Annotated in this window: 26 protein-coding genes; 16 read left to right on the top strand and 10 right to left on the bottom strand. The window is 29.4% G+C overall.

Annotation, left to right across the window (positions count from 1 at the left end):
• The 3 genes from DPIF8902391_RS07260 to DPIF8902391_RS07250 all read right to left on the bottom strand — a co-directional run bounded on the left by DPIF8902391_RS07260 (nucleotide 1) and on the right by DPIF8902391_RS07250 (nucleotide 4444).
• The gene (locus DPIF8902391_RS07260; RefSeq protein ID WP_172505435.1) at nucleotides 1-2937 is read right to left on the bottom strand and encodes a glycoside hydrolase family 3 N-terminal domain-containing protein; all 2937 of its coding nucleotides are present in this window, start codon (nucleotides 2935-2937) and stop codon (nucleotides 1-3) included.
• Between the two features lie 104 nt (nucleotides 2938-3041).
• Nucleotides 3042-3527, bottom strand: a complete 486-nt coding sequence (locus DPIF8902391_RS07255; RefSeq protein ID WP_172505434.1) for an ABC transporter ATPase — start codon at nucleotides 3525-3527, stop codon at nucleotides 3042-3044.
• A gap of 89 nt (nucleotides 3528-3616) precedes the next feature.
• A complete protein-coding gene (locus tag DPIF8902391_RS07250; RefSeq protein ID WP_058885514.1) occupies nucleotides 3617-4444 on the bottom strand; it encodes a 3'-5' exonuclease in 828 nt (275 codons plus the stop codon).
• A gap of 275 nt (nucleotides 4445-4719) precedes the next feature.
• Between DPIF8902391_RS07250 and DPIF8902391_RS07245 the strand changes: the two genes are divergently transcribed.
• Entirely contained in the window at nucleotides 4720-5442 is a 723-nt protein-coding gene (locus DPIF8902391_RS07245; protein ID WP_058885515.1) for an AAA family ATPase, read from the top strand.
• Here the strand turns inward: DPIF8902391_RS07245 and DPIF8902391_RS07240 are convergent.
• A complete protein-coding gene (locus tag DPIF8902391_RS07240) occupies nucleotides 5439-5804 on the bottom strand; it encodes a hypothetical protein (protein WP_058885516.1) in 366 nt (121 codons plus the stop codon). The two genes, DPIF8902391_RS07245 and DPIF8902391_RS07240, sit on opposite strands and share 4 nt — an antisense overlap.
• A gap of 1 nt (nucleotide 5805) precedes the next feature.
• Complete coding sequence (locus DPIF8902391_RS07235) at nucleotides 5806-6114, bottom strand: hypothetical protein (RefSeq protein WP_058885517.1); 309 nt, start codon at nucleotides 6112-6114, stop codon at nucleotides 5806-5808.
• 130 nt (nucleotides 6115-6244) lie between these two features.
• Between DPIF8902391_RS07235 and DPIF8902391_RS07230 the strand changes: the two genes are divergently transcribed.
• Nucleotides 6245-6694 (top strand): DUF7738 domain-containing protein, encoded by a 450-nt coding sequence (locus DPIF8902391_RS07230; protein ID WP_058885518.1) that lies wholly within the window; start codon nucleotides 6245-6247, stop codon nucleotides 6692-6694.
• A gap of 11 nt (nucleotides 6695-6705) precedes the next feature.
• On the opposite strand, the gene DPIF8902391_RS07225 is transcribed toward DPIF8902391_RS07230, so the two are convergent.
• Nucleotides 6706-7242: a hypothetical protein gene (locus tag DPIF8902391_RS07225; protein WP_058885519.1), complete on the bottom strand. Its 537-nt coding sequence runs from the start codon at nucleotides 7240-7242 to the stop codon at nucleotides 6706-6708.
• 219 nt (nucleotides 7243-7461) lie between these two features.
• Here DPIF8902391_RS07225 and DPIF8902391_RS07220 point away from each other — a divergent pair, with 219 nt between their 5' ends.
• The 6 genes from DPIF8902391_RS07220 (at nucleotide 7462) to lepB (ending at nucleotide 11512) form a co-directional block, all read left to right on the top strand.
• Nucleotides 7462-7662, top strand: a complete 201-nt coding sequence (locus tag DPIF8902391_RS07220) for a hypothetical protein (RefSeq protein WP_172505433.1) — start codon at nucleotides 7462-7464, stop codon at nucleotides 7660-7662.
• A 153-nt stretch (nucleotides 7663-7815) separates the two neighbouring features.
• Nucleotides 7816-8880: a hypothetical protein gene (locus tag DPIF8902391_RS07215; RefSeq protein ID WP_172505432.1), complete on the top strand. Its 1065-nt coding sequence runs from the start codon at nucleotides 7816-7818 to the stop codon at nucleotides 8878-8880.
• Nucleotides 8877-9341, top strand: a complete 465-nt coding sequence (locus DPIF8902391_RS07210) for a hypothetical protein (RefSeq protein WP_172505431.1) — start codon at nucleotides 8877-8879, stop codon at nucleotides 9339-9341. The genes DPIF8902391_RS07215 and DPIF8902391_RS07210 overlap by 4 nt, the downstream gene beginning before the upstream one ends.
• A 10-nt stretch (nucleotides 9342-9351) precedes the next feature.
• Complete coding sequence (locus DPIF8902391_RS07205) at nucleotides 9352-9771, top strand: hypothetical protein (protein ID WP_172505430.1); 420 nt, start codon at nucleotides 9352-9354, stop codon at nucleotides 9769-9771.
• The gene (locus tag DPIF8902391_RS07200; RefSeq protein ID WP_172505429.1) at nucleotides 9764-10786 is read left to right on the top strand and encodes an OmpA family protein; all 1023 of its coding nucleotides are present in this window, start codon (nucleotides 9764-9766) and stop codon (nucleotides 10784-10786) included. The genes DPIF8902391_RS07205 and DPIF8902391_RS07200 overlap by 8 nt, the downstream gene beginning before the upstream one ends.
• Nucleotides 10787-11512 (top strand): signal peptidase I, encoded by a 726-nt coding sequence (gene lepB / locus DPIF8902391_RS07195; RefSeq protein WP_172505428.1) that lies wholly within the window; start codon nucleotides 10787-10789, stop codon nucleotides 11510-11512.
• A 114-nt stretch (nucleotides 11513-11626) separates the two neighbouring features.
• Here the strand turns inward: lepB and dnaK are convergent, their stop codons facing one another.
• Complete coding sequence (dnaK, locus tag DPIF8902391_RS07190) at nucleotides 11627-13513, bottom strand: molecular chaperone DnaK (RefSeq protein ID WP_172505427.1); 1887 nt, start codon at nucleotides 13511-13513, stop codon at nucleotides 11627-11629.
• Nucleotides 13514-13901: 388 nt separating this feature from the next.
• On the opposite strand from dnaK, the gene pyrE reads away from it, so the two are divergent.
• Both pyrE and DPIF8902391_RS07180 read left to right on the top strand, forming a co-directional pair.
• On the top strand, nucleotides 13902-14552 hold the full coding sequence (pyrE, locus tag DPIF8902391_RS07185) for an orotate phosphoribosyltransferase (RefSeq protein ID WP_058886286.1): 651 nt from the start codon (nucleotides 13902-13904) through the stop codon (nucleotides 14550-14552).
• A 17-nt stretch (nucleotides 14553-14569) separates the two neighbouring features.
• A complete protein-coding gene (locus tag DPIF8902391_RS07180) occupies nucleotides 14570-14959 on the top strand; it encodes a hypothetical protein (protein WP_058885525.1) in 390 nt (129 codons plus the stop codon).
• A gap of 11 nt (nucleotides 14960-14970) precedes the next feature.
• Here DPIF8902391_RS07180 and DPIF8902391_RS07175 read toward each other — a convergent pair whose 3' ends face one another.
• Complete coding sequence (locus DPIF8902391_RS07175) at nucleotides 14971-15708, bottom strand: biotin--[acetyl-CoA-carboxylase] ligase (protein WP_058885526.1); 738 nt, start codon at nucleotides 15706-15708, stop codon at nucleotides 14971-14973.
• An 86-nt stretch (nucleotides 15709-15794) separates the two neighbouring features.
• Between DPIF8902391_RS07175 and rsfS the strand changes: the two genes are divergently transcribed.
• The 6 genes from rsfS to DPIF8902391_RS07145 are packed head-to-tail and all read left to right on the top strand — an operon-like array spanning nucleotide 15795 to nucleotide 20458.
• Nucleotides 15795-16163: a ribosome silencing factor gene (gene rsfS, locus DPIF8902391_RS07170; protein WP_058885527.1), complete on the top strand. Its 369-nt coding sequence runs from the start codon at nucleotides 15795-15797 to the stop codon at nucleotides 16161-16163.
• Between the two features lie 27 nt (nucleotides 16164-16190).
• Nucleotides 16191-18119: an ATP-dependent zinc metalloprotease FtsH gene (ftsH, locus tag DPIF8902391_RS07165; RefSeq protein ID WP_058885528.1), complete on the top strand. Its 1929-nt coding sequence runs from the start codon at nucleotides 16191-16193 to the stop codon at nucleotides 18117-18119.
• A gap of 11 nt (nucleotides 18120-18130) precedes the next feature.
• A complete protein-coding gene (locus tag DPIF8902391_RS07160) occupies nucleotides 18131-18721 on the top strand; it encodes a hypothetical protein (RefSeq protein ID WP_058885529.1) in 591 nt (196 codons plus the stop codon).
• A 3-nt stretch (nucleotides 18722-18724) separates the two neighbouring features.
• Nucleotides 18725-19528, top strand: a complete 804-nt coding sequence (locus DPIF8902391_RS07155; RefSeq protein WP_058885530.1) for a phosphatidate cytidylyltransferase — start codon at nucleotides 18725-18727, stop codon at nucleotides 19526-19528.
• A gap of 19 nt (nucleotides 19529-19547) precedes the next feature.
• Nucleotides 19548-19811, top strand: a complete 264-nt coding sequence (locus DPIF8902391_RS07150; RefSeq protein WP_058885531.1) for an acyl-CoA-binding protein — start codon at nucleotides 19548-19550, stop codon at nucleotides 19809-19811.
• A 5-nt stretch (nucleotides 19812-19816) separates the two neighbouring features.
• Nucleotides 19817-20458: a YceI family protein gene (locus tag DPIF8902391_RS07145; protein WP_172505426.1), complete on the top strand. Its 642-nt coding sequence runs from the start codon at nucleotides 19817-19819 to the stop codon at nucleotides 20456-20458.
• 76 nt (nucleotides 20459-20534) lie between these two features.
• Here DPIF8902391_RS07145 and DPIF8902391_RS07140 read toward each other — a convergent pair whose 3' ends face one another.
• Both DPIF8902391_RS07140 and DPIF8902391_RS07135 read right to left on the bottom strand, forming a co-directional pair.
• Entirely contained in the window at nucleotides 20535-20741 is a 207-nt protein-coding gene (locus DPIF8902391_RS07140; protein WP_101914703.1) for a helix-turn-helix transcriptional regulator, read from the bottom strand.
• Nucleotides 20742-20754: 13 nt separating this feature from the next.
• On the bottom strand, nucleotides 20755-21195 hold the full coding sequence (locus DPIF8902391_RS07135; protein WP_058885534.1) for a hypothetical protein: 441 nt from the start codon (nucleotides 21193-21195) through the stop codon (nucleotides 20755-20757).
• Nucleotides 21196-21331: the final 136 nt, after the last annotated feature.

Below are 21331 nucleotides of genomic sequence, written 5' to 3'. Positions count from 1 at the left end.
TTACTCTACCATTAAAATAGCATCCTGAATATCTTTTTGAATTTTAGTTCGGATATTACTTTTAATTAACTTCCTATTTCTCATGGTAGGATATACCCTGTTTGATAAAAAAACATACACAACATCTGTTGCCGGATCAACCCAAGTATAGGTTCCTGTAAAACCGCTATGCCCAAAACTTTTATCAGAAACACAACCACAAGTTGCCTTTACTCGAGGGTTTAATTGTGGCTTATCAAAACCTAAGCCCCTACGTACTTTTCTGTTCTCATAATGACGTTTATTAAACTTATCAATAGTTTCTGATGCTAAATATTGGGTATCGCCATAATTTCCACCTTGTAAAAAAAGTTGCATTATTTTACCAATATCATTAGCATTTGAAAACAAACCTGCATGACCTCCTACCCCGCCAATCATGGCTGCTCCCATATCGTGCACATAACCATGCACTAATTGATTTCGGTAATAATTATCGCGTTCTGTTGGTACAATATCCGATTTTTTAAACTTTTCAAGAGGCAAATAAGTTGTTCTATTGGCTCCTAATGGACTGTAAAAAAATTCTTCTACCAGTTTATTTAAAGGTTGCTTGTATTTTAATTCTAAAATTTCTTTAAACATATAATACCCTAGGTCACTATATTTATATCCTGGCTTTTTTCGTTGTTTTGCCTCTACAATATGCTTATATATTGAATCTTTATAAGTGTTTTTTAAATACAGATTTTTAGCTACTTTAATATTAAAATCTGCTGTTCTTTTTTTTCGGTAATACTTTACTGAATTTTGACCTGTTTCGCTGTCTTTTGTTTGTAAATAAAACGGAATCCAAGAGCGTAAACGACCATAATGCGACAGTATTTCTTTTAGTAAAACAGTGTCTTTATTCGAGTTTTTGTACCGAGGTAAAACATCGCCTAAATTAGAATATAAACTTATTTTTTTTTCTTCCTCAGCCTTCATTATCATTGGTAAAGAAGCCAGTATTTTTGTTAAAGAAGCTACATCGTAAATATCTGAACTTTTTACGGGCATTCTTTTTAAAGAAGTATGATGCCCGAAGCTTTTATTATAAATTACTTTTCCATTTTTAGCTACAAATATTTGACCACCTGGCGCCATTCTTTTCATTAAAATGGTATCAATTCTTTTATCTATTATTGATAATTTTTCTGATGAAACCCCTGCATCTTCAGGTATTGTGTATTGTAAAACATTAATTCCTTTCACAAAAACACCCGTACCTTCTTTAATCTGTTCATTAATAGATACCGGTAATTTTCCTTTCAAATCAAAAGCACCAAACAATGCTTGTGCCGATAATTCTTGTGACAAAACACTGTTTTGATACGAAACTACAACGCCTTCTATATTTTCAAAAGAAGGTATTTTTAGCAAACTATACGGACTGGTAAATACATCTAAAATAACTTTTTTATTTTTTGCTATTTCCTGTAACCAAACCATGTTTTTGTTTGAAAACTGATAGCCTTTCCAAGGGTTTTTATTCGATTTATGAAAACCAACAACAACTAAGTTATATTTTTGTAATCTCTGTAATAAAACAGTTATATTTTTTGCAGAAACCACCTCAACATTTGTATAATTTTTTAACATTGATACAAATGAATCTCCTTTAGCATCGCCTAAAGATACATAAGCTATTTTTTTATCTTTTAAATTTTTAATAGGTAAAACAGCCTCCTTATTTTTTACGACAGTAATGGCGTTTTTAATCAATTTTCTGTGTAAAACCTCATCGTAAGGCGAATTTATATCTGAAGCAATATTTTCTGTATCAACAGATTTGTATTTATGTAAGCCTACTAAATATTTGGCTTTTAATATTTTTTCAACTGATTTATGTAAACGTGCTTGGCTTAAATTTCCTGCTACCAAGGCATCTTTTATCAAGCGTATTGTACCAGGAACATCTTGAGGAATCAGTAACATATCATTACCCGCTAAAATTGCAGCTATATTAATGTCGGCTGCTGTTGCATAATTAGCAGCTCCTTTCATGTTTAAACCATCAGTAATTACCAAACCTTTAAAACCAAGTTCTTCTTGTAGTAAAGTAGTCACCACTTTTTTTGATAATGAGGTTGGTAATTTTTCGTTCGGCTCTAATGCTGGAATACTTAAATGTGCCGTCATAACACTTGCCAGCCCTTGGCGAAACATTTTTTTATACGGATATAACTCTACCGAATCTAAACGAAATTTATCAAAATTAACCGTTGGCAATGTTAAATGCGAATCGGTAGCGGTATCGCCATGCCCAGGAAAATGTTTGGCATTTGCCAATACGCCAACACTTTGCATTCCTTTGGTAAAAGCGATTGCTTTTCTAGTAACATTTTGTTTATTTTCACCAAAAGAACGATTTCCAATAATCGGGTTTTTTGGATTTGTATTAATATCTACTACGGGCGCAAAATTAATATGAATACCAACTCTTTTACAGTGCTTCCCTATTCTTTTACCTGTTGCTGTTAACAATTCATCATTATCAATAGCACCTAAAGTCATGTTCCAAGGAAATCGATAGGTGTTTTTTAAACGCATATCTAAGCCCCATTCACCATCAAAACCGATTAGCAATGGCACTTTTGATATTGCCTGATATTCATTATTTAAGCGGACTTGTTTTTCAGGAGTTCCTTGCATAAAAATTAAATTTCCTACATGATATTTACGAATCATGTTATTGATAAAATCTTGATGCTTTTTACCTTTATTCGAATAGGCTTGTATCATAAACAACTGCCCTATTTTTTGATCAATAGACATATTTTGTAAAATACTATCTACCCATATTTTTTGATGTTCAACATTTTTAGCCACTAACGGATCCGTTGGTGCTTGTATTAATCGTTGGGCTGTTAGCGTTTGTACAAGTGCAATTGTTAGTAATATCAGTATCTTTTTCATAATCTTTCTGCGTAGGTTTATTGACTTTAATTATCATGATCTATAATAATTAAAGCCAATTTCAAATCAATTTAAAAATCAATTAAGGAATTAAAATAGCTAAATTATACTAAAAATTGTTTGTGCCAGCTTTTATCAGCTGTTACCTCCCAATTTGTTTCAAAACCTTCTTTGGTATTTACCATATTGTTAAATACTACGGTTTGTGAGGTAATTTTTTTAGCCTTAGCTAACTGCTGAAATTCTGGTAATTTAACAATATTAATACGGTCTTCATCTTTGAATGAAACATTCATTTTATCCATTAAATCAATGCTTAATTCTTTTTCTAACTCTTTGATAAAACGAACAGATGCATCAATAGAACAACCAGATACACTGTTTACACTTTCATCAACACCTAACACAAAAAATTGATTGTGCTTTAAGGTAAATGACCCTTTTAAATCAGCACCATGACGAGTCCAACTATCAATAAAAAGGATTGCTTTTGCACAAATATATTCTACTTCTTCAATGTTAAACTCTCTATCTGCCTGATACACCCAAACTCTTGAACTACTTGGTAAATTGTTATATTCTGTAAACATTTTTTCTTGATTTTAATACCTTCTAAAACAGACATTATAATGATTATTAATCTTACTCTATCTTAAATAAAAAGGCATACTTATTAAAACTATCTTAAATTAAATTTTTGTTGCAGTGCTTGTAATTTTTCGGTGTCGCTCAGTGGTTTTTTTGGCACTACCATACGGGCTTTAATTTCACGCAATACTTTTTTGGTGTACAATGGAAAATCAGCATTTTGAATCCATGAATTATAGCCTGGGTTTTCTTTAAAAACTTCTTCAACAGTACGCCCTTTATATTTTCCGAAAGAAAAAATCTCTTGATCTTTATCATTTACCAAAATAAAACCAGCAAAATCGGCACGTTTACCATGTGTTGAATATTCACTTAACGCATCTACAGTATTTTCAATATCGTCATATTTGTCTAACTGGGCTAATAAAATTTCGTAAGTCGCATTAGTATCAGCCTCGGCACCATGCGCTCCAACTAATTCTTGACCACAATAAAATTGATACCCAGCACTTAAAGTACGTTGTTCTTTTTTATGAAAAATTACTTGCACATCTACTGCCTTACGGTCAGTCATATCAAAATCAATGCCAGCACGCATTAATTCTTCGGCTAAGACAGGAATATCAAACCTATTTGAATTAAAACCTGCTAAATCACATCCTTCAATCATTTGGTTAATACCTACAGATAACGCTTTAAAAGTAGGCTCATTTGCTACTTTTTCATTGGTAATTCCATGAATTTCTGTTGATGCTTCGGGTATTGGCATTTCAGGATTTACCAACCATGTTTTACTTTCTTTGTTTCCATTTGGAAACACTTTTAAGATGGCTATTTCTACCACTCTATCTTTTGCAATATTGATTCCGGTGGTTTCTAAATCAAAAAATATAATTGGTCTTGTTAGGTTTAATTCCATTTGTTTTTGGGAAATTATTCGTTATTTAACGGTGCTATTTTATCGTTTACCTACGTAAAAACGTATTGTAATTTATAGTGTTTTATCTTACTTAATTACAGGCTAAAAATACAAAAATTATGCTTTTAGCATTCATTTTTTTACAGAGAATCATCAATTTTTATAATCGGCAATTTAATTTGTTTTTCAGCTAGTTTTTTCGGTGGATAAAACCGCATTTTTTTAAGTTAATTTGATTTTGATAAATTAATATTTACCTTTACCAAAAAGTAAAAATGACCTACCATAAAACAACTTTAAAAGCTAAAAAAGAAGTCTTATCGCTCGATGAACTTCATTTAAGTAAAAAAGTAAAAAATAGCATACATCAATTAATTGAGGAGTTTAGCTATATGGAGGCGCTTGATAAATATAATATTCCTGTTGATAATAAAATAATTTTACACGGGCATACAGGTTGCGGAAAAACAGCTACGGCAAATGCCATTGGTAAGGCGTTAAATAAAAAAGTAATTACCCTTAATTTAGGTGGTTTTGTATCGTCTAAACTAGGAGAAACAGGTAAAAATATTTCTGAAATATTTAGGGAAGCCTCTTATGAAGATGCCATTTTATTTATCGATGAATTTGATTTTATCGGTAAAATGAGAGATTACGACGCAAAAGATTCTGGCGAAATGAAGCGCTTGGTAAACACTTTAATTCAGCAAATTGATAATTTAGCCGATACCGCTATGCTTATTGCCGCAACAAATCATATTGCTATTATTGACAGTGCTTTATTAAGACGTTTTCAGTTAAAATTAAAATACAAGTTGCCTAAAAAGAAAAAAATTGACGCCTATTACGATGCTATTTTAGCGCAATTCCCTACAAATATAAACACAATAAAACGAAGCTATAATATATCATACGCCGAGGTAAAAGATATTGTTTATCAGCAAGTAAAAAACAATATTATTCAATTTGAAAAACAAAAAAATAAGGTTCTTCATTAAAACCACTTTTTATCGGGTATTTTCTGAAGGATAAAAAAGATAAAACCGCCTATAAAATATAAAAGAACATCTATACAGTCGGCGGTATATCTTTGGTAAAAATTCGGCAATATATATTCGTACAAAAAAGCGTAAAAACTACAGCTATATAAAATAATCCAAAGTGGAATTTGATAGTTTTTGTTGTTTTTACTCCATCTTAAAACGACCAAACTAATGGTTAATACTATTGGCATAATTAAAAAATCATTCACATAAAATTGAACAATTCGAGGAAGTTTAAAGCTCATTTTTTGAGCAATATAAATTGCTGTTCCTAAAAAAAATGAAAAAACAGCGTAGATATAGCTAATTTTTTTCATGTTAACCAGCCGCAAGCATTGCTATAAACCAAGCCAGTCCTGCACCTATAATACTCACTAATAAAAAAGCCGAATACAAAACCCAACCGAGTATTTTGTATAAAAAAAAGGGATGCTTTTTTAAACGTTCTGCCAAGTTCGGATTCGCTATTTTTTGTTTCGCTTCTGCTACCTGTATTTTTTTTAAGGCTTCTTTTTTTAAGGCACGCTTTTTTTTATCAGAAATTAAGGTATTACAGTTTTCGCAATACTCTTTATCGGTATTAAACAACCCACATTTTGGGCATTTAATATTTCTTGTAACACTCATTTTTTTTATTTAATACGGTTAAAATATTTTCTTTGATTAGATGCCACACAAACTTACTTAAAAGTTAAATTTTATTCTTTAAATTCGCCATTTACTTCTTAAAAAATATTTGCTAAACTAAAAACGGCCTATGAAATTTAACTTTTTTAAAAAGAAAAAAGCTGAAAAAATAATTATTAAATGTGATATTGATTTTATTACCATCAATGAAACACCTATTACTTTTCCTACAAATTACACCACTTTAGTTGCTATTTTAGGCAAGCCCGAAAGAGAGTTACAAACAACAAATCACTATCTTTTTTGGGATATTCACGGCATTTATTGTAGCTACACCAATAGCAATCATATTTTGTCTATAAATGCCTATCAATACACTAATAATAATATTAAAACTAAGAATATTTATACGACTAAAAAATTATTTAAAGGCGAATTATATTTAAACAATCAGCCTATTACTTATAGTGAATTTGGTAAAATTCCTTTAGGTAAAGTTGCCATTCATAGGCTTGGAACAGACAATGATTTTCGCTTAGGTTTTAATTTAGGGGTTAATAAAATTTATGCAAAAAAATAATTTTAAAAATTTTAAAGTGCTTTTAACTCCCTTTTTAATTCTTGAATTGTTTTAGTGCTTGTTATTAATTTATTGATCATTATCTTTCTTAAAACATCAATATCTTGCTCAAAATAAGCCGCCCATTTATATTCTTTAAATAAAGTTTGAATTTGTTTTAAACGCTGATGTGCTAATTCAGAAGTCATTAAAAAGTAATCACTTTTATCTTGGGTTTTTAAACGCTGAATATTAGCTTGTTTACTTGTATAATTTACCTGTAAATAATACACTTTATCGGAATTATTTAACGGATAAAAATCGTTCCAAGTAGCAAAACCCACATAATAATCTTGACTTTTATACACTTCTATTCCTTGAATTTTCCATCGGCAATTTGCCACTCTTCCCCAATGATTTGAATATCGATACACGCCGTTATCGGCATAAAAATACAAACTGCCTGATTTACTTTTATAATGTGGCGTTTTATCATCAAAAAAAGTCATTTCTTTTGATTCGAATTCGCAATAGGTATGTTTAAAAAAATTAAATTTATGATATTTCATTTGTCAAAAATAAGTAAAGAGTTTCGATTTTTATAAAATCAGAAACAAAAAAACGCAATCAAATTAATGATTGCGTTTTAATATAAAAAGTGTTAAAAGTATAAGTTATTTAACTTCTTTTAAACTAAAAAACACTGAATTACAACTATTTAAATACTACTAAAAACTGATTTTTCTTTTGATATAAAAAAACACTTATGTTTGAAAAAAATTTATACTATGAATAATTTAATTAAAAAAGCAACATACATTTCTGTGTTGGTAGTTTGCGCTTATTTCATGAAACCTGAAAAAGTTGATGCAGGAGTTGCAGGATGGGACTTTAACAGAGGAACAGGTGAATGGATAGAGAATCATCAGACTCAAAGAGGTTATTGTAGGGGTTCATGGTGGCACAGTACTTGTATAGGAACAAGATAAGCACATGCCGAGAGATAACTTTTTTATCACAGAAAGCAAGTTGATATTAATATCAACTTGCTTTATATTTTTAAACTTCAAGTGCTGGTAGTGATCTCTTTTTTATTTTATTCTTGTACAGACTCAACATTTAAAAAAGAAAACACCCCTGTCTTGCCTGCTAATACAAACTCTAATAATGTTACAATTATAGATAGTTCATCAATAAGCACAAATCTTGATTTATTTAAGTCAAATACAACGTATTTTCATCAAGACAGTTTGTTATATTTTGCTAAAAAAAACAAAATATATTATTACAATTTTAATAAAAATAAAATAAGAAAAATAAAAGACTCTATTTATGGATTTTTAAATGCAATAGTACCAATTAATAAAGATTCAATAGCTATTTTACAATCTAATCCAGAAAAACTTATTATTTTTAATATTAAAGCAGATACTCGTTATGAATACCCATTAGGAAAAATAAATTTTAAAACAACTAATTTTTTTTTCAACAAGATTAATTTAATGATTAATTTTAATGATGTTAATTTTAATATAGATTTTAATACATTAAAATACGATGAAGTAAAAAAACAGTTTCATGTAGGCTTAACCCCTTATGACTCTCACTTGTTAGAAGGGTTTGAAAAAACTAAAAGGATTGGGGTATATGATGTAAAATTACGTAGATGGGTTGCTAAATATGCTTCTCCTAAAGGAGTTTACGGTACAAGAGGTGCTTTCACTTTCGGAAGTAATACATTGTCGAATAAAGAGGTGCTTTTTAAAGGAGATACAGTAATTGTCTCCTATCCAGTAAACCACAAAATACAAGTATATTTGCGTAGTATATTTATTAAAAATGTAAATTTCACAAGTAAATATTCCAAAAAAATTAAACATCCCTTAAAATTACATGATGCTGATAATATTGAAATAAATAAAAAATTGATGTATTCAACAGCGTATTATGGAAAAGTTTTTTATCATAAAAAATTAAAGATATATTCAAGAGTTTATTTTGATGAGCAAAAACCTTTCAAAAAAAATGGACTCTATAATAATAGTTTTAATAGAAAAAAGTATTTAATTTTTTTAGATGCAAATTTTAATTATGTAGGCGAATATAGAATGCCTAAAAATTATAAACAAATGCTTGGTACTTCAGATGGTTTTATTTTAACTACCAAAAATAAGTTAAGCAAATACAAATTAAAAATAGAACAATGAAATTATCACTAATTATAGCATTATTATTCTTCGGGTTGGCAAATGCACAGTTAAAGCCTATTACTCTTGACGAGGTAGTTATAAACTCTAAAGTAAAAAAAACAGATTTATATATACACAAATTAATAGGTATCGATTCTATTGTAAAACTTGGTACTCGAATTATACCTTATGTAACTATTGGTAATAAGGGAAATGTTTCTGCAAATAAAAAACATTGGGGTTATTTTCTCTATATCGATGATAAACTGGTAAGTTTTGCTCGTACATCTATTTTTGACTTAAAAAGTGGAGAAACTTTAAACTTTCAAAAATTCCAATCTTGGAATAAACAATATGGAAGCTTTGTTGCTAAAGAAAAGAGAAAACATTATTACAAACTAGTTATTAAAACAAAAAGAAAATTAAAAGAATTTGATAAAAAAAATAATATTCTTGAAGGGAGTTTTATTGTGGAGTAGCTGTTTATTTATGACAGCCTGTACTTCACCTCAAAAAAAATATAAATATACAAAACAATTTACTAGGTATTTAACTGATATTCACAACATAAAAACAACAGACCTAAAAAACAATATGTTTTATGTGTTACCTGTAAATGAATGTAATACTTGCCTTAGTACAAAACTAAATCTTAATATACTTGCAAAAACCAAACCCACTAACCTAACTGTAATCTTAATCGGTTTAGAAGAAGAATCTGTATTTAAGCATCAAATAAAAAATTTAAAACATAAGAAACTTTTTGACAATGAATCTAGTATATATGATTATCAAACAAGTGTATCAAAACCCCTTTTAATACATTTTGTAAATAGTGAAGTAATCAATTTTTTTAATATTTCGGATACTAAAGTACCCGAAGTTTATAATTTTTTAAATAATGAATAAACAAATTATATATACAATAATTTTATTTCTATGCCCAATAACTTTGGTAGCACAAAAAACTACCATTACTCATAAGGTATATTTTAATATTGATTCAGATGAAATTAAAACTACAGAGAAAAAAAAGTTATTAAACTTCATAGAAGCAAATAAACAAAAAATTAAACACATCACTTTTATAGGGTATTGTGATGATAATGCAAGTAGTAATTACAACCTAATTTTATCTAAAAAAAGAGCTACTAACACCAAAAAAATTAGTCTTGAATATTTTAGTAAGAATTTACCCTTTAACTTAAAATATAAAGGTGAATTAGATATCGTAAAAAATACGAGTAGTGCTAATAAGCAACGTAAAGAAAATAGACGAGTAGATATTATATGTAAACTTATTACTAAAAAGTCTTTACTAAAAAACAAGACTGTACTAAAACCAATAACCAAGATAAAAAAAAATAAAACTAGAATACTTAACTACAATGACTTTGTAAACTTAAGTGAAAATATTTTATACGATAAAGATAAAAAAAATAAAGAATTTAAGCTAAAACAAGAAGCGCTTGATAGTATATCGAGAATAGTAACAGCAGAAGAAGTTAAAGATTTTGAAAAATTATTCTTTAACACAAAAATTAAACGTGCATTAGATACTAAAATACGATACACTTTAGACGATCGTGATACTTGGAAGCGAGTAATAGCAATAAGACCAACCTCTAGAAAAATGTTGTACTTACTCAGTAAGCTTATGCTTAAATTCCCTAAACTTAAAATAAAATTATTTGCTTATAATTATGGTGGAAATATGCCAAACAGTGTAAGAAATATTCACGTTATTAAATATTATAAGCAAGCAAATAAAAAGAAAATTAAGTTAGCAATAACTTATTTAGTTGCTAATGGTATTAATAAAAACCGTATTGCCGTTAAAACAACTTATAAAAAAAAGTGGAGTTTTAGTACCGCAAATCATAATAGAAAACCTACCGTTTGTGAAATTATAAAATTAAATTAAATGAACTTAATAAAAAAATATTATAAAGAGTCCTTACTATTAATAGTAATTTTAATGGTTACTGTAAAATTACTTTTAATTGACTATTTTATTGTATCATCAAGATCAATGTTACCTACTATGACAATTGGTAGTATAGTTTTCGTAAATAAAACTACCAATTCCTATAAACACAATGATGTTATTGTTTATAATAACTCAGATACAGCTAATAAAACGATTAAACGTATTGTTGGCATTTCAAATGATACTTTAAAAATTATGAATACATCAGTGTTTATAAATGATACAAAAGCAAAAGAATCTCCACATATTATGCATCAGTATAAGTATTTTGATTCGTCTATTAATAATTATAGGTTAAAAGATATATCAAATATTGAAATCTCAAAACTTACAAATAAGAATAAATATAAAAAATTAATTAATACTGAAGCTCTCAAATTTTATGGTCGTAATTGGACAATGGATAACCTTGGTTCGTTATGGATTCCTAAAAAAAATCATTCAATTGTAATTACAGATAATAATTTTAGTTTATACCAACATATTATTGAGGATGAAACTACACTAGAGTACGCTTCTGTTATTAACAAACCATACACTTTTAAAAACAATTACTATTTTGTTATGGGTGATTTCAGACACCACTCAAGAGATTCTAGAGGTTATGGCTTAATAAAAGAAACTACGATTCTAGGTAAATTACTTTATACATTATATTAGTAATAAAAGCTTAGGAGAAGTTTTTACAAAAAAGCTATAACCAAAAAAAACGCAATCAAATAAATGATTGCGTTTTAATATTTATAAAGTATAAAATATACTTAAAAGTTAAAATTACTTAACTTCTTCGAATTCTACATCTTCAACGTTATCAGCTTGGTCATCAGCTTTAGGCTGTTCAGCTTGCTGAGCTCCTGCACCTTTATCAGCATACATCTCTTCAGAAGCAGCTTTCCATGCGTCATTAACAATAGTTAAAGCACCTTCAATTCTTGCAACATCTCCAGCTTCGTGAGCAGCTTTTAATTCAACTAAACCAGCTTCGATTGGCGCTTTTTTATCCGCAGATAATTTTTCACCAAATTCTTTTAATTGCTTTTCAGTTTGAAAAATCATAGAATCAGCTTCGTTGATTTTTTCAGCAGTTTCTTTTGCTTTTGCATCAGCATCAGCATTTGCTTCAGCATCAGCTTTCATTTTCTTGATTTCTTCTTCAGATAATCCAGAAGAAGCTTCAATTTTAATGTCCTGAGTTTTACCAGTAGCTTTATCAGAAGCAGAAACTTTGATAATTCCGTTTGCATCAATATCGAAAGTTACTTCAATTTGAGGAACACCTCTTTGTGCTGGTGGAATATCAGTTAATAAGAAACGACCGATAGTATTGTTATCAGCAGCCATTGCTCTTTCACCTTGTAAAACGTGAATATCTACAGAAGGCTGGTTATCAGCAGCAGTAGAAAATACTTGAGATTTCTTTGTAGGAATCGTAGTATTTGCATCAATTAACTTCGTAAATACGTTACCCATAGTTTCAATTCCTAAAGATAAAGGCGTAACATCTAATAATAATACGTCTTTTACATCTCCAGATAAAACTCCACCTTGAATAGCAGCTCCTAAAGAAACAACTTCATCAGGGTTTACTCCTTTACTTGGTGATTTTTTAAAGAAATTCTGAACAGCTTCCTGAATAGCAGGAATACGAGTAGAACCACCTACTAAAATTACTTCATCAATTTCATCAATAGATAAATCAGCATTTTTTAAAGCTGTTTGACAAGGCTTAATAGTTCTTTTGATTAAATCATCAATTAAAGCTTCAAATTTAGCTCTCGTTAACGTTCTAACTAAATGCTTAGGTCCTGAAGCAGTAGCAGTAATATAAGGTAAGTTAATTTCTGATGAAGTTGTGCTAGATAATTCAATCTTCGCTTTTTCAGCAGCTTCTTTTAAACGTTGTAAAGACATTGGATCTTTACGTAAGTCCATATCTTCCTCAGCTTTAAATTCTTCAGCTAACCAGTTGATAATTCTTTCATCAACATCATCTCCACCTAAGTGAGTATCACCATCAGTAGCTAATACTTCGAAAACACCGTCTCCTAATTCTAGGATAGAAACATCATGTGTTCCTCCACCAAAATCAAAAACAACGATTTTTTTATCTTCGCTTGCCTTATCTAAACCATACGCTAAAGCAGCTGCAGTTGGTTCGTTAATAATTCTTCTAACAGTTAAACCAGCAATTTCACCAGCTTCTTTTGTAGCCTGACGTTGTGCATCGTTAAAGTAAGCAGGTACAGTAATTACTGCTTCAGAAACATCAGTTCCTAAGTAGTCTTCAGCTGTTTTTTTCATTTTCTGTAAAACCATTGCAGAAATTTCTTGAGGCGTATATAAACGACCGTCAATATCTACACGTGGAGTATCATTATCACCTTTTACAACGCTATAAGGTACTCTTGCAGCTTCTTTTGAAGAATCAGAGAACTTATTACCCATAAAACGTTTAATAGAATAAACTGTTTTTGTAGGGTTCGTTACCGCTTGTCTTTTTGCAGGATCACCAACTTTACGCTCTCCACCTTCAATAAATGCTACGATAGATGGCGTAGTTCTTTTTCCTTCTGCATTAGGGATAACAACTGGCTCATTTCCTTCCATTACAGAAACACATGAATTTGTGGTTCCTAAATCAATTCCTATAATTTTACTCATAATACTATGTCTTAAATTTTAATTCAATTTTACAAGTTGTAATAGTCAAACTGTGTGCCAACAGGTAATTACTTTTGTTTTGGCATAAAAATAGCTGTTTTTTTTTACCAAAGATGACAGAATGACACTATTTCTTTTTTTTTGGAGCTATTTCCCGCTTTCCGCACTCGCTTTTTTTTGAAGAAAAATCAAAAAAAGAGCTCAAACAATTGCTTCAATCGGGGCTAAAAATTTGTACACCCTAATTTTATAAGAATAGTAAGCGAGTACTGCTAAGTTGCTTTAATAATTGTATTTTGCAAACAAAACCACTAAAACCAACATCGTTTTAACCGAAATTGTACTAATTATTGGTTTATCATTAACAAAAACTTTATACATTTGCGTTATGGACTTCAACAAAGACACAGCAAAAAAAACAGCAGCGCATCTGCTACAAATTAAAGCAATTAAACTAAGCCCTAAAGAACCATTTACTTGGGCTTCAGGTTGGAAATCTCCAATTTATTGTGACAACAGAGTTACCTTATCTTATGTACCTGTTAGAAACTTCTTAAAAGAAGAAATTGCAAAATTAGTCATTGCAAAACACGGTAAACCAGATGTCATTGCAGGTGTAGCCACCGGAGCAATTGCAATTGGAATGTTAGTCGCGCAAGAATTAGGTGTTCCTTTTATATATGTACGTCCTGAAGCTAAAAAGCACGGGCGTAAAAACCAAATAGAAGGTCATTTAGAAAGCGGGCAAAATGTAGTGGTTATTGAAGATTTAATCAGCACAGGAACCAGTAGTTTAAATGCCGTAAAAGCCTTAAAAGAAGCAAACGCAACTGTAAAAGGAATGATTGCTATTTTTTCTTACGGATTTCAAATTGCTTCCGATAACTTCAAAAAAGATAATATTGAACTTACCACACTAAGCAATTACGAACATTTACTTGAACAAGCTCTTGAGAGCAAATACATTACTAGTCAAGAACTAAGAATGTTAGAACAATGGCGAATTGCCCCTAGCGAGTGGAAACAAAACGAAAAATAAGACTAAAATAATCAACAATGAATATTGCAGGAAACAACGTAATTGTACAAAAATCAACCAAAGAAATTTTTAATTTTTTATTAAAATTAGAAAACTTTGAACAATTAATGCCAGAAAACACTCAAAAATTTGAAGTAGATGGCGATAGTTTTATTTTCGGTTTAAAAGGCATGCCAGAAATAAGATTGGTAATCAAAGAAAAAACTGAATTTTCAAACATTACTTTAGGAGCAGCAAGTAGCAAATTACCATTTACCTTATCTTCTGATATTTGTGAAATTTCTGAAAATGAAAGTGAAGTTGTTTTAAATTTTAATGGTGATTTTAATCCAATGATGGCAATGATGGTAAAAAAGCCATTAACCAAATTTATTGACACCTTAACTGAAAATATTTCAAAATTATAAACTAAAATTAGTTAGGCAAACGAAACTTCTTTAATACCAAATTCTTGAATTGTTTCGTTTTCTAATTCAATTTGGAGTTTTCCAATATCGGAAACACCAATAATTTTACCCATAAATAAAATGTTCTGACTTGTTTTAAACATGCTCGGAACATTTTTTTTATACAACACACTTAAATATTCTTTTTCTAAAGACACATATTGTTTTTTATTTAAACGCTCTAATTTTTCTTTTAAGCTTAATAGCAACTTATTTAACAACAAATCGAGGTCAATATCCTGCTCTTTTTTTAAAATTTTTTTAACAGAAGAAGCGTTTGGAAGCGCCTCTGAAAAAATATTTTGATTCACATTAAGCCCTATTCCTATAACTGAGGCACTAATATTTTTTATATTTAAGGTATTTTCAATTAAAATTCCGGCAATTTTTTTGTTTTCTGACAGAATGTCGTTAGGCCATTTAATAGCCAATCGAGGTAATTTTAACGAACTAAGCACTTCATAAACACCTAAAGAAATACTATAATTCAAATACTTAAAATCAGCAATACAAAGTGCTTCAGGTTTCCAAAAAACACTAAAAGTCAGGTTCTTACCTTTTTCTGAATTCCAATTCGCATTCATTTGTCCCCTACCTAAAGTTTGATTTTTAGCCACCACAACAGTGAAATTATCTAGCGGAACTTTTGCTGACATATCCTTTAAAAAAGAATTGGTAGAATCAATGGCATCAAGTTTGATTATTTTCATATAAGCTTTGCGAATAAAACAAGTATTAATATTAGGCAAATTACTCGCAAAAATATAATAACTTTGCTAAAAATATAATTTTTTTGATGACTAAAAAACAAGCAAGCACAGACGATTTAATTGCTGTGATTATAAAAGGGATTGAAGAGGTAAAAGGAGAAGACATCCAATTACTAGATTTACGAGAAATAGAAAACACTGTTTGCGATTATTTTATAATCTGCTCAGGAAACTCAAACACACAAGTAAGTGCCATTTCTAACTCGGTACAAAAAATGGTAAGCAAAGAACTTAAAGATAAGGCTTGGCATATTGAAGGGCAAGGAAATTCGGAATGGGTTTTAATGGACTACGTACACGTTGTTGTACATGTTTTTCAAAAAGAAATCCGTAGTTATTACGATATTGAAAGTCTTTGGGGTGATGCTAAAATCACGGAAATTAACACACTATAGTTCCTACTAATTTAGACACATTGTTTTATGAGTGATAAGAAAAAAAGTGCTCCAAAATTTACGTTTAATTCGTTTTGGATATATATTCCAATATTGGTAATCCTGTTAGGGTTAAGTTTTTTTAATTCCAGTAATTTAGGATCTCGTAATATTTCAAAAAACGAGTTCAATAAAATTTTACTAGAAAATGATATTGAAAAAATTGTTGTTGAAAACAATAATGTAGCCCAAATTTTTTTAAAGAGTGATGCTGAAAAAAAAGAGGCACATAAAAAAATAACGGATTCTCCTTTATACAGAAAAGGAGCACCTTTATACACTTATAATTTTGGTGATTTACAAAATTTCGAAAACGAAATCAAAAAAGAGAAAGCGCAAAACAATCTTGATTTTGATCGAAAAAATGTAGAACCAACAAGCTTAGTAACAAGCATTATTGAATTTTTACCTTTTATTATATTAATAGGTATTTGGATTTTCTTTATGAAAAGAATGTCTGGTGGTGCTGGCGGCGGCGGTGGCGGTGGTCAAATTTTTAACATTGGTAAATCAAAAGCAAAACTTTTTGATCAAGACACTAAAGTTAAAACAACTTTTAAAGATGTGGCTGGTTTAGAAGGTGCAAAAGAAGAAATTCAAGAAATTGTTGACTTCTTAAAAACACCTGAAAAATACACAAAATTAGGAGGTAAAATACCTAAAGGAGCCTTATTGGTAGGACCTCCTGGAACAGGAAAAACATTATTAGCAAAAGCCGTAGCTGGTGAAGCTGGTGTTCCTTTCTTTTCATTATCAGGATCTGATTTTGTTGAAATGTTTGTAGGTGTAGGTGCTTCTCGTGTAAGAGATTTATTTAAAAAAGCACAAGAAAAATCGCCTTCAATTATATTTATTGATGAAATTGATGCCATTGGTCGTGCAAGAGGAAAAAACAATATGACTGGCGGAAATGATGAACGTGAAAACACGTTAAATCAACTTTTAACAGAAATGGATGGTTTTGGAACTGATACAAATGTTATTGTATTAGCTGCTACAAACCGTGCTGATGTGTTAGATAGTGCTTTAATGCGTGCAGGACGTTTTGACCGTCAAATTTATGTAGATTTACCAGATTTACACGAACGTAGAGAAATTTTTGATGTACACATAAAACCATTAAAATTAGCTGAAAATACTGATTTAGAACTTTTAGCACAACAAACACCTGGTTTTTCTGGTGCTGATATAGCTAATCTTTGTAATGAAGCTGCCTTAATTGCAGCAAGAAACAACAAAGAAGCAATTGAACAACAAGATTTTTTAGATGCTGTTGATAGAATTGTTGGTGGTTTAGAAAAGAAAAATAAGGTAATTACCCCAAAAGAAAAGGAAGTAATTGCTTTTCATGAAGCTGGTCATGCAACAGTAAGTTGGATGTTAGAACACGCCGCACCGTTAGTAAAAGTTACTATCGTTCCTCGTGGTCAATCATTAGGGGCTGCTTGGTATCTTCCAGAGGATAGGAAAATTATTCAAACAGAACAAATGCTCGATGAAATGTGTGCTACCATGGGTGGTAGAGCTGCTGAAAAACTAATTTTCAACAAAATTTCTACAGGAGCTTTAAGTGATTTAGAAAAAGTAACCAAACAAGCTCGTGCTATGGTTACTGTTTATGGTTTAAACGAAAAAGTAGGTAATGTTACTTATTATGACTCATCAGGAAATGACGGTTTCGTAAAACCTTATAGTGATGATACTGCTAAAATTATTGATGAAGAAATTTCTAAAATAATTGAAGCTCAATACGAAAGAGCTATTAATTTATTAACCAAACACGAAGATAAACTTAGTCAACTTGCCGCATTATTACTTGAAAAAGAAGTGATGTTTAAAGTTGATTTAGAAAAAATATTTGGTGAAAGACCTTTTGAAAAAAAAGAAATAAAAACAACCCCAGTAATTGAAGAATAGTTTTTATTTCAATGAACTTTTTAAAAAGATTATATAAATCCTATAAAAAATCATCTAACGATAAATTAATTAACGAACAGGAAGTTAATTTATCATTAGATGATTCCTTTGTGCATAATTTTATCAGCAAAGGTGGTAAATTTTTATACTGTACTTCTATTGATGAAGTATCGGTTAATTTAATTCAAATTTTACAAGAAAATAACTGGAAACAGCTTACCTGTTCTGATTTTGATCTACTAAAAATTACTAAAAAAACAGGTACTTATACCCAAGAAAAACCTTCTAAAGAAATTCCTTTTTTTACTTCCTGTGAACACTTAATTGCCAATAATGGTGATATTTTATTTTCCTCAAATCAATTAGGAAGTGAAAAATTACCTTCTCACTCTGAAAACTTTATTGTCTATGCTACAACAAGTCAGTTAGTAAAAAATATGAGCGAAGGTTTAACAGGTATAAAAACACATTTTAGTGGAAACATTCCTACCAATATTTGTTCAACAACAAATTATAAAATAGAAGTTGAAGATGGTAGTTTTTTAAGTTATGGTAATAGTAACTCAAAAAACTTATATTTACTTCTCTTTGAAGACTTATAAACTATGCGCAACCTAATAACTAGAAGTATTTCAGGACTTGTTTATGCTATAATTTTCATAGCAGCAATCCTTTTTTCTGCAGAATCATATATTGTATTAATCGCTATTTTTTCAGCTATCTGTGTTTTTGAATTTTCAAGAATATTACAGCTAAAAAATATAGTACCCTATGTGCTTTTGCTGGCTATTATTTATGTTGCTACTATTAAAATACCGCTTTATATTGGTGGTTTTTTAATCGGATTTTCATTAGTTGGCTTAGTAGGATTACTTTATTATTTACTTACTACAAAACCAATAAAAACGACCACTACCCTACAAAAAATATTTTTACATAGTATCTATTTAATACTACCATTTTATTTTTTAATAAAGCTACCATTTATTCAAGGTAATTATCATCCAAATATTATAATTTATATCATTTTATTAATTTGGACAAACGATAGTTTTGCCTTTTTAGTTGGTAAAAATTTTGGAAAACACAAACTCTTTGAAGCAGTATCTCCTAAAAAAACAATTGAAGGTTTTATTGGTGGTGTATTATTTGCTGTTTTAGGGGCTGTTTTAATTGGAAAATTCGGAGAATATCCTAGCTCTTTTTCAATATTAAATTGGATATTTATAGCCATTATTGTTGCTGTATTTGGTTCTTTAGGCGATTTAGTCGAATCTAAATTTAAAAGGCAAGCAAACATTAAAGACAGCGGTACAATTATGCCTGGTCATGGAGGTTTATTAGACAGGCTCGATAGCTTGTTTTTCCTTGCGCCGTTCGTTTACTTATACATACATTATATACTGTAATTATACCCGATTATTTTTTATGCTAAATACTTTAGACATACAATTTAAAGAAGCTTACGAAAAAGCTTCTAGTATTAAAGAAAAGCTACCTCCCGATACTATGCTTAGGCTTTACAGTTACTACAAACAAGCTGTAAAAGGAGATATGTTTGCCCTTAATGAAAATGACAATGACAATTTAAGAAATAGCTTTAAATTTAATGCCTGGATACAATTAAGAGGCATGAATGAAAATCAAGCAAAACAAGAATACATCAACTTAGTCAATTCAATTATAAAATAATTATCATGAAAAAAATCATTTATTCTTTATTCGTATTTATTGCTGTTAGTAGCTTAATTTCTTGTAATTCGACTGCTAAAAAGGAAACAACGACTAAAAAGGAAGTAATTAAAAAAGAAGTAATTGCCGAAAAATTTGCTTTTGTATTGCAAGATGCAAATAATGCTATTAATTGGACAGCTTACAAAACAACAAAAAAAGCACCTGTAAATGGTATTTTCAAAAAAGTTACAATAACTGCTAATGGAAAAGGAAATACTGTTAAAGAAGCAATTAATAATGCCGAATTTTCAATACCTGTAAGTAGTGTTTTTACAAAAGAATCAAGTAGAGATTTTAAAATTAAGAAATTTTTCTTTGGTATTATGGACAACACTAAATTACTTTCTGGTAAATTAGTTTTAGAAAACGATACTACTGGTTATGCTGATATTACCATGAATGGTGTTACTAAAAAACTTGCGTTTACCTATACAATTAACGGAAAAGTTTTTAGCATAACAGGAAATTTAAAAATTACAAATTGGAATGCAGCAAAAGCATTAGCCTCTTTAAATGAAGCTTGTAAAGATTTACATAAAGGAGATGACGGGGTTTCTAAAACCTGGGATGATGTAGCAATAAACATCACTTCTACTTTTAAATAATACTGAAATTTTTAGTTTATTTTACAAAAGCCTTAGATAAAATCTAAGGCTTTTTTTGCTGAAAAATAATTTTATCTTAAACCCAATCAGATTCTTCTAAGGCAAAGATTACACCTACTTCAACCTCAAAAACATGAGCTAATTTTAATGCTAAAACTGTTGACGGAACGTACTTCCCTAACTCTAAAGCATTTATTGTTTGCCTACTAACCTTAGCTAATTTAGCCAACTCCGCTTGAGTAATATTTTTTTTAGCTCTTTCAACTTTTATAGTATTCTTCATAATTAGCTGACTTTTAAAGTTTATAAATTTTCCAATTAAATCTTATTATAAAAAATAATAAAACCGTAAACATATTAAAAATCATAACCCATAAAAAGGAAAGATCATAAATAAATAAAAAAGAAAATAAAAGAATACCATAGTTAACATATACTGCCCAAACTAACGACTCTAATCTTATTTTCGAAATATATTCATCTTCTATATTCTCTCTAGAAAAAGCAACAAGTAAAGAACTGATAATAATTAGAACTCCTAAAATTTCATTTAAAATATTATTTTTAACCATTCCAAATTTATTATTTTCATCTATAAAAATAGCAGGAACTTTAAAAGTTAAACAATTTGGTTCATACTCGTAAATTAAGGTAACCAAGCCAATAATCAGAGAACTAACAAGTAAAATCCATCCTGTTTTTTTAAATTTATAAGGAAATAAATAATCTAATTTCATAATAATTATCATTTAAAGTTTATCAAATGTAAAATAAACATTACAATTAGACAAACAAACCTTACATTTAATTAAATCAGATTATCTGTCATACTGAATTCAATTATTAAAAAAACTTTAATCATCAAACAAAAAA

This window comes from Tenacibaculum finnmarkense genomovar ulcerans (assembly GCF_900239495.1).
GTDB lineage: Bacteria > Bacteroidota > Bacteroidia > Flavobacteriales > Flavobacteriaceae > Polaribacter > Polaribacter ulcerans.
This window is presented reverse-complemented; position numbering and strand designations above follow the sequence as displayed.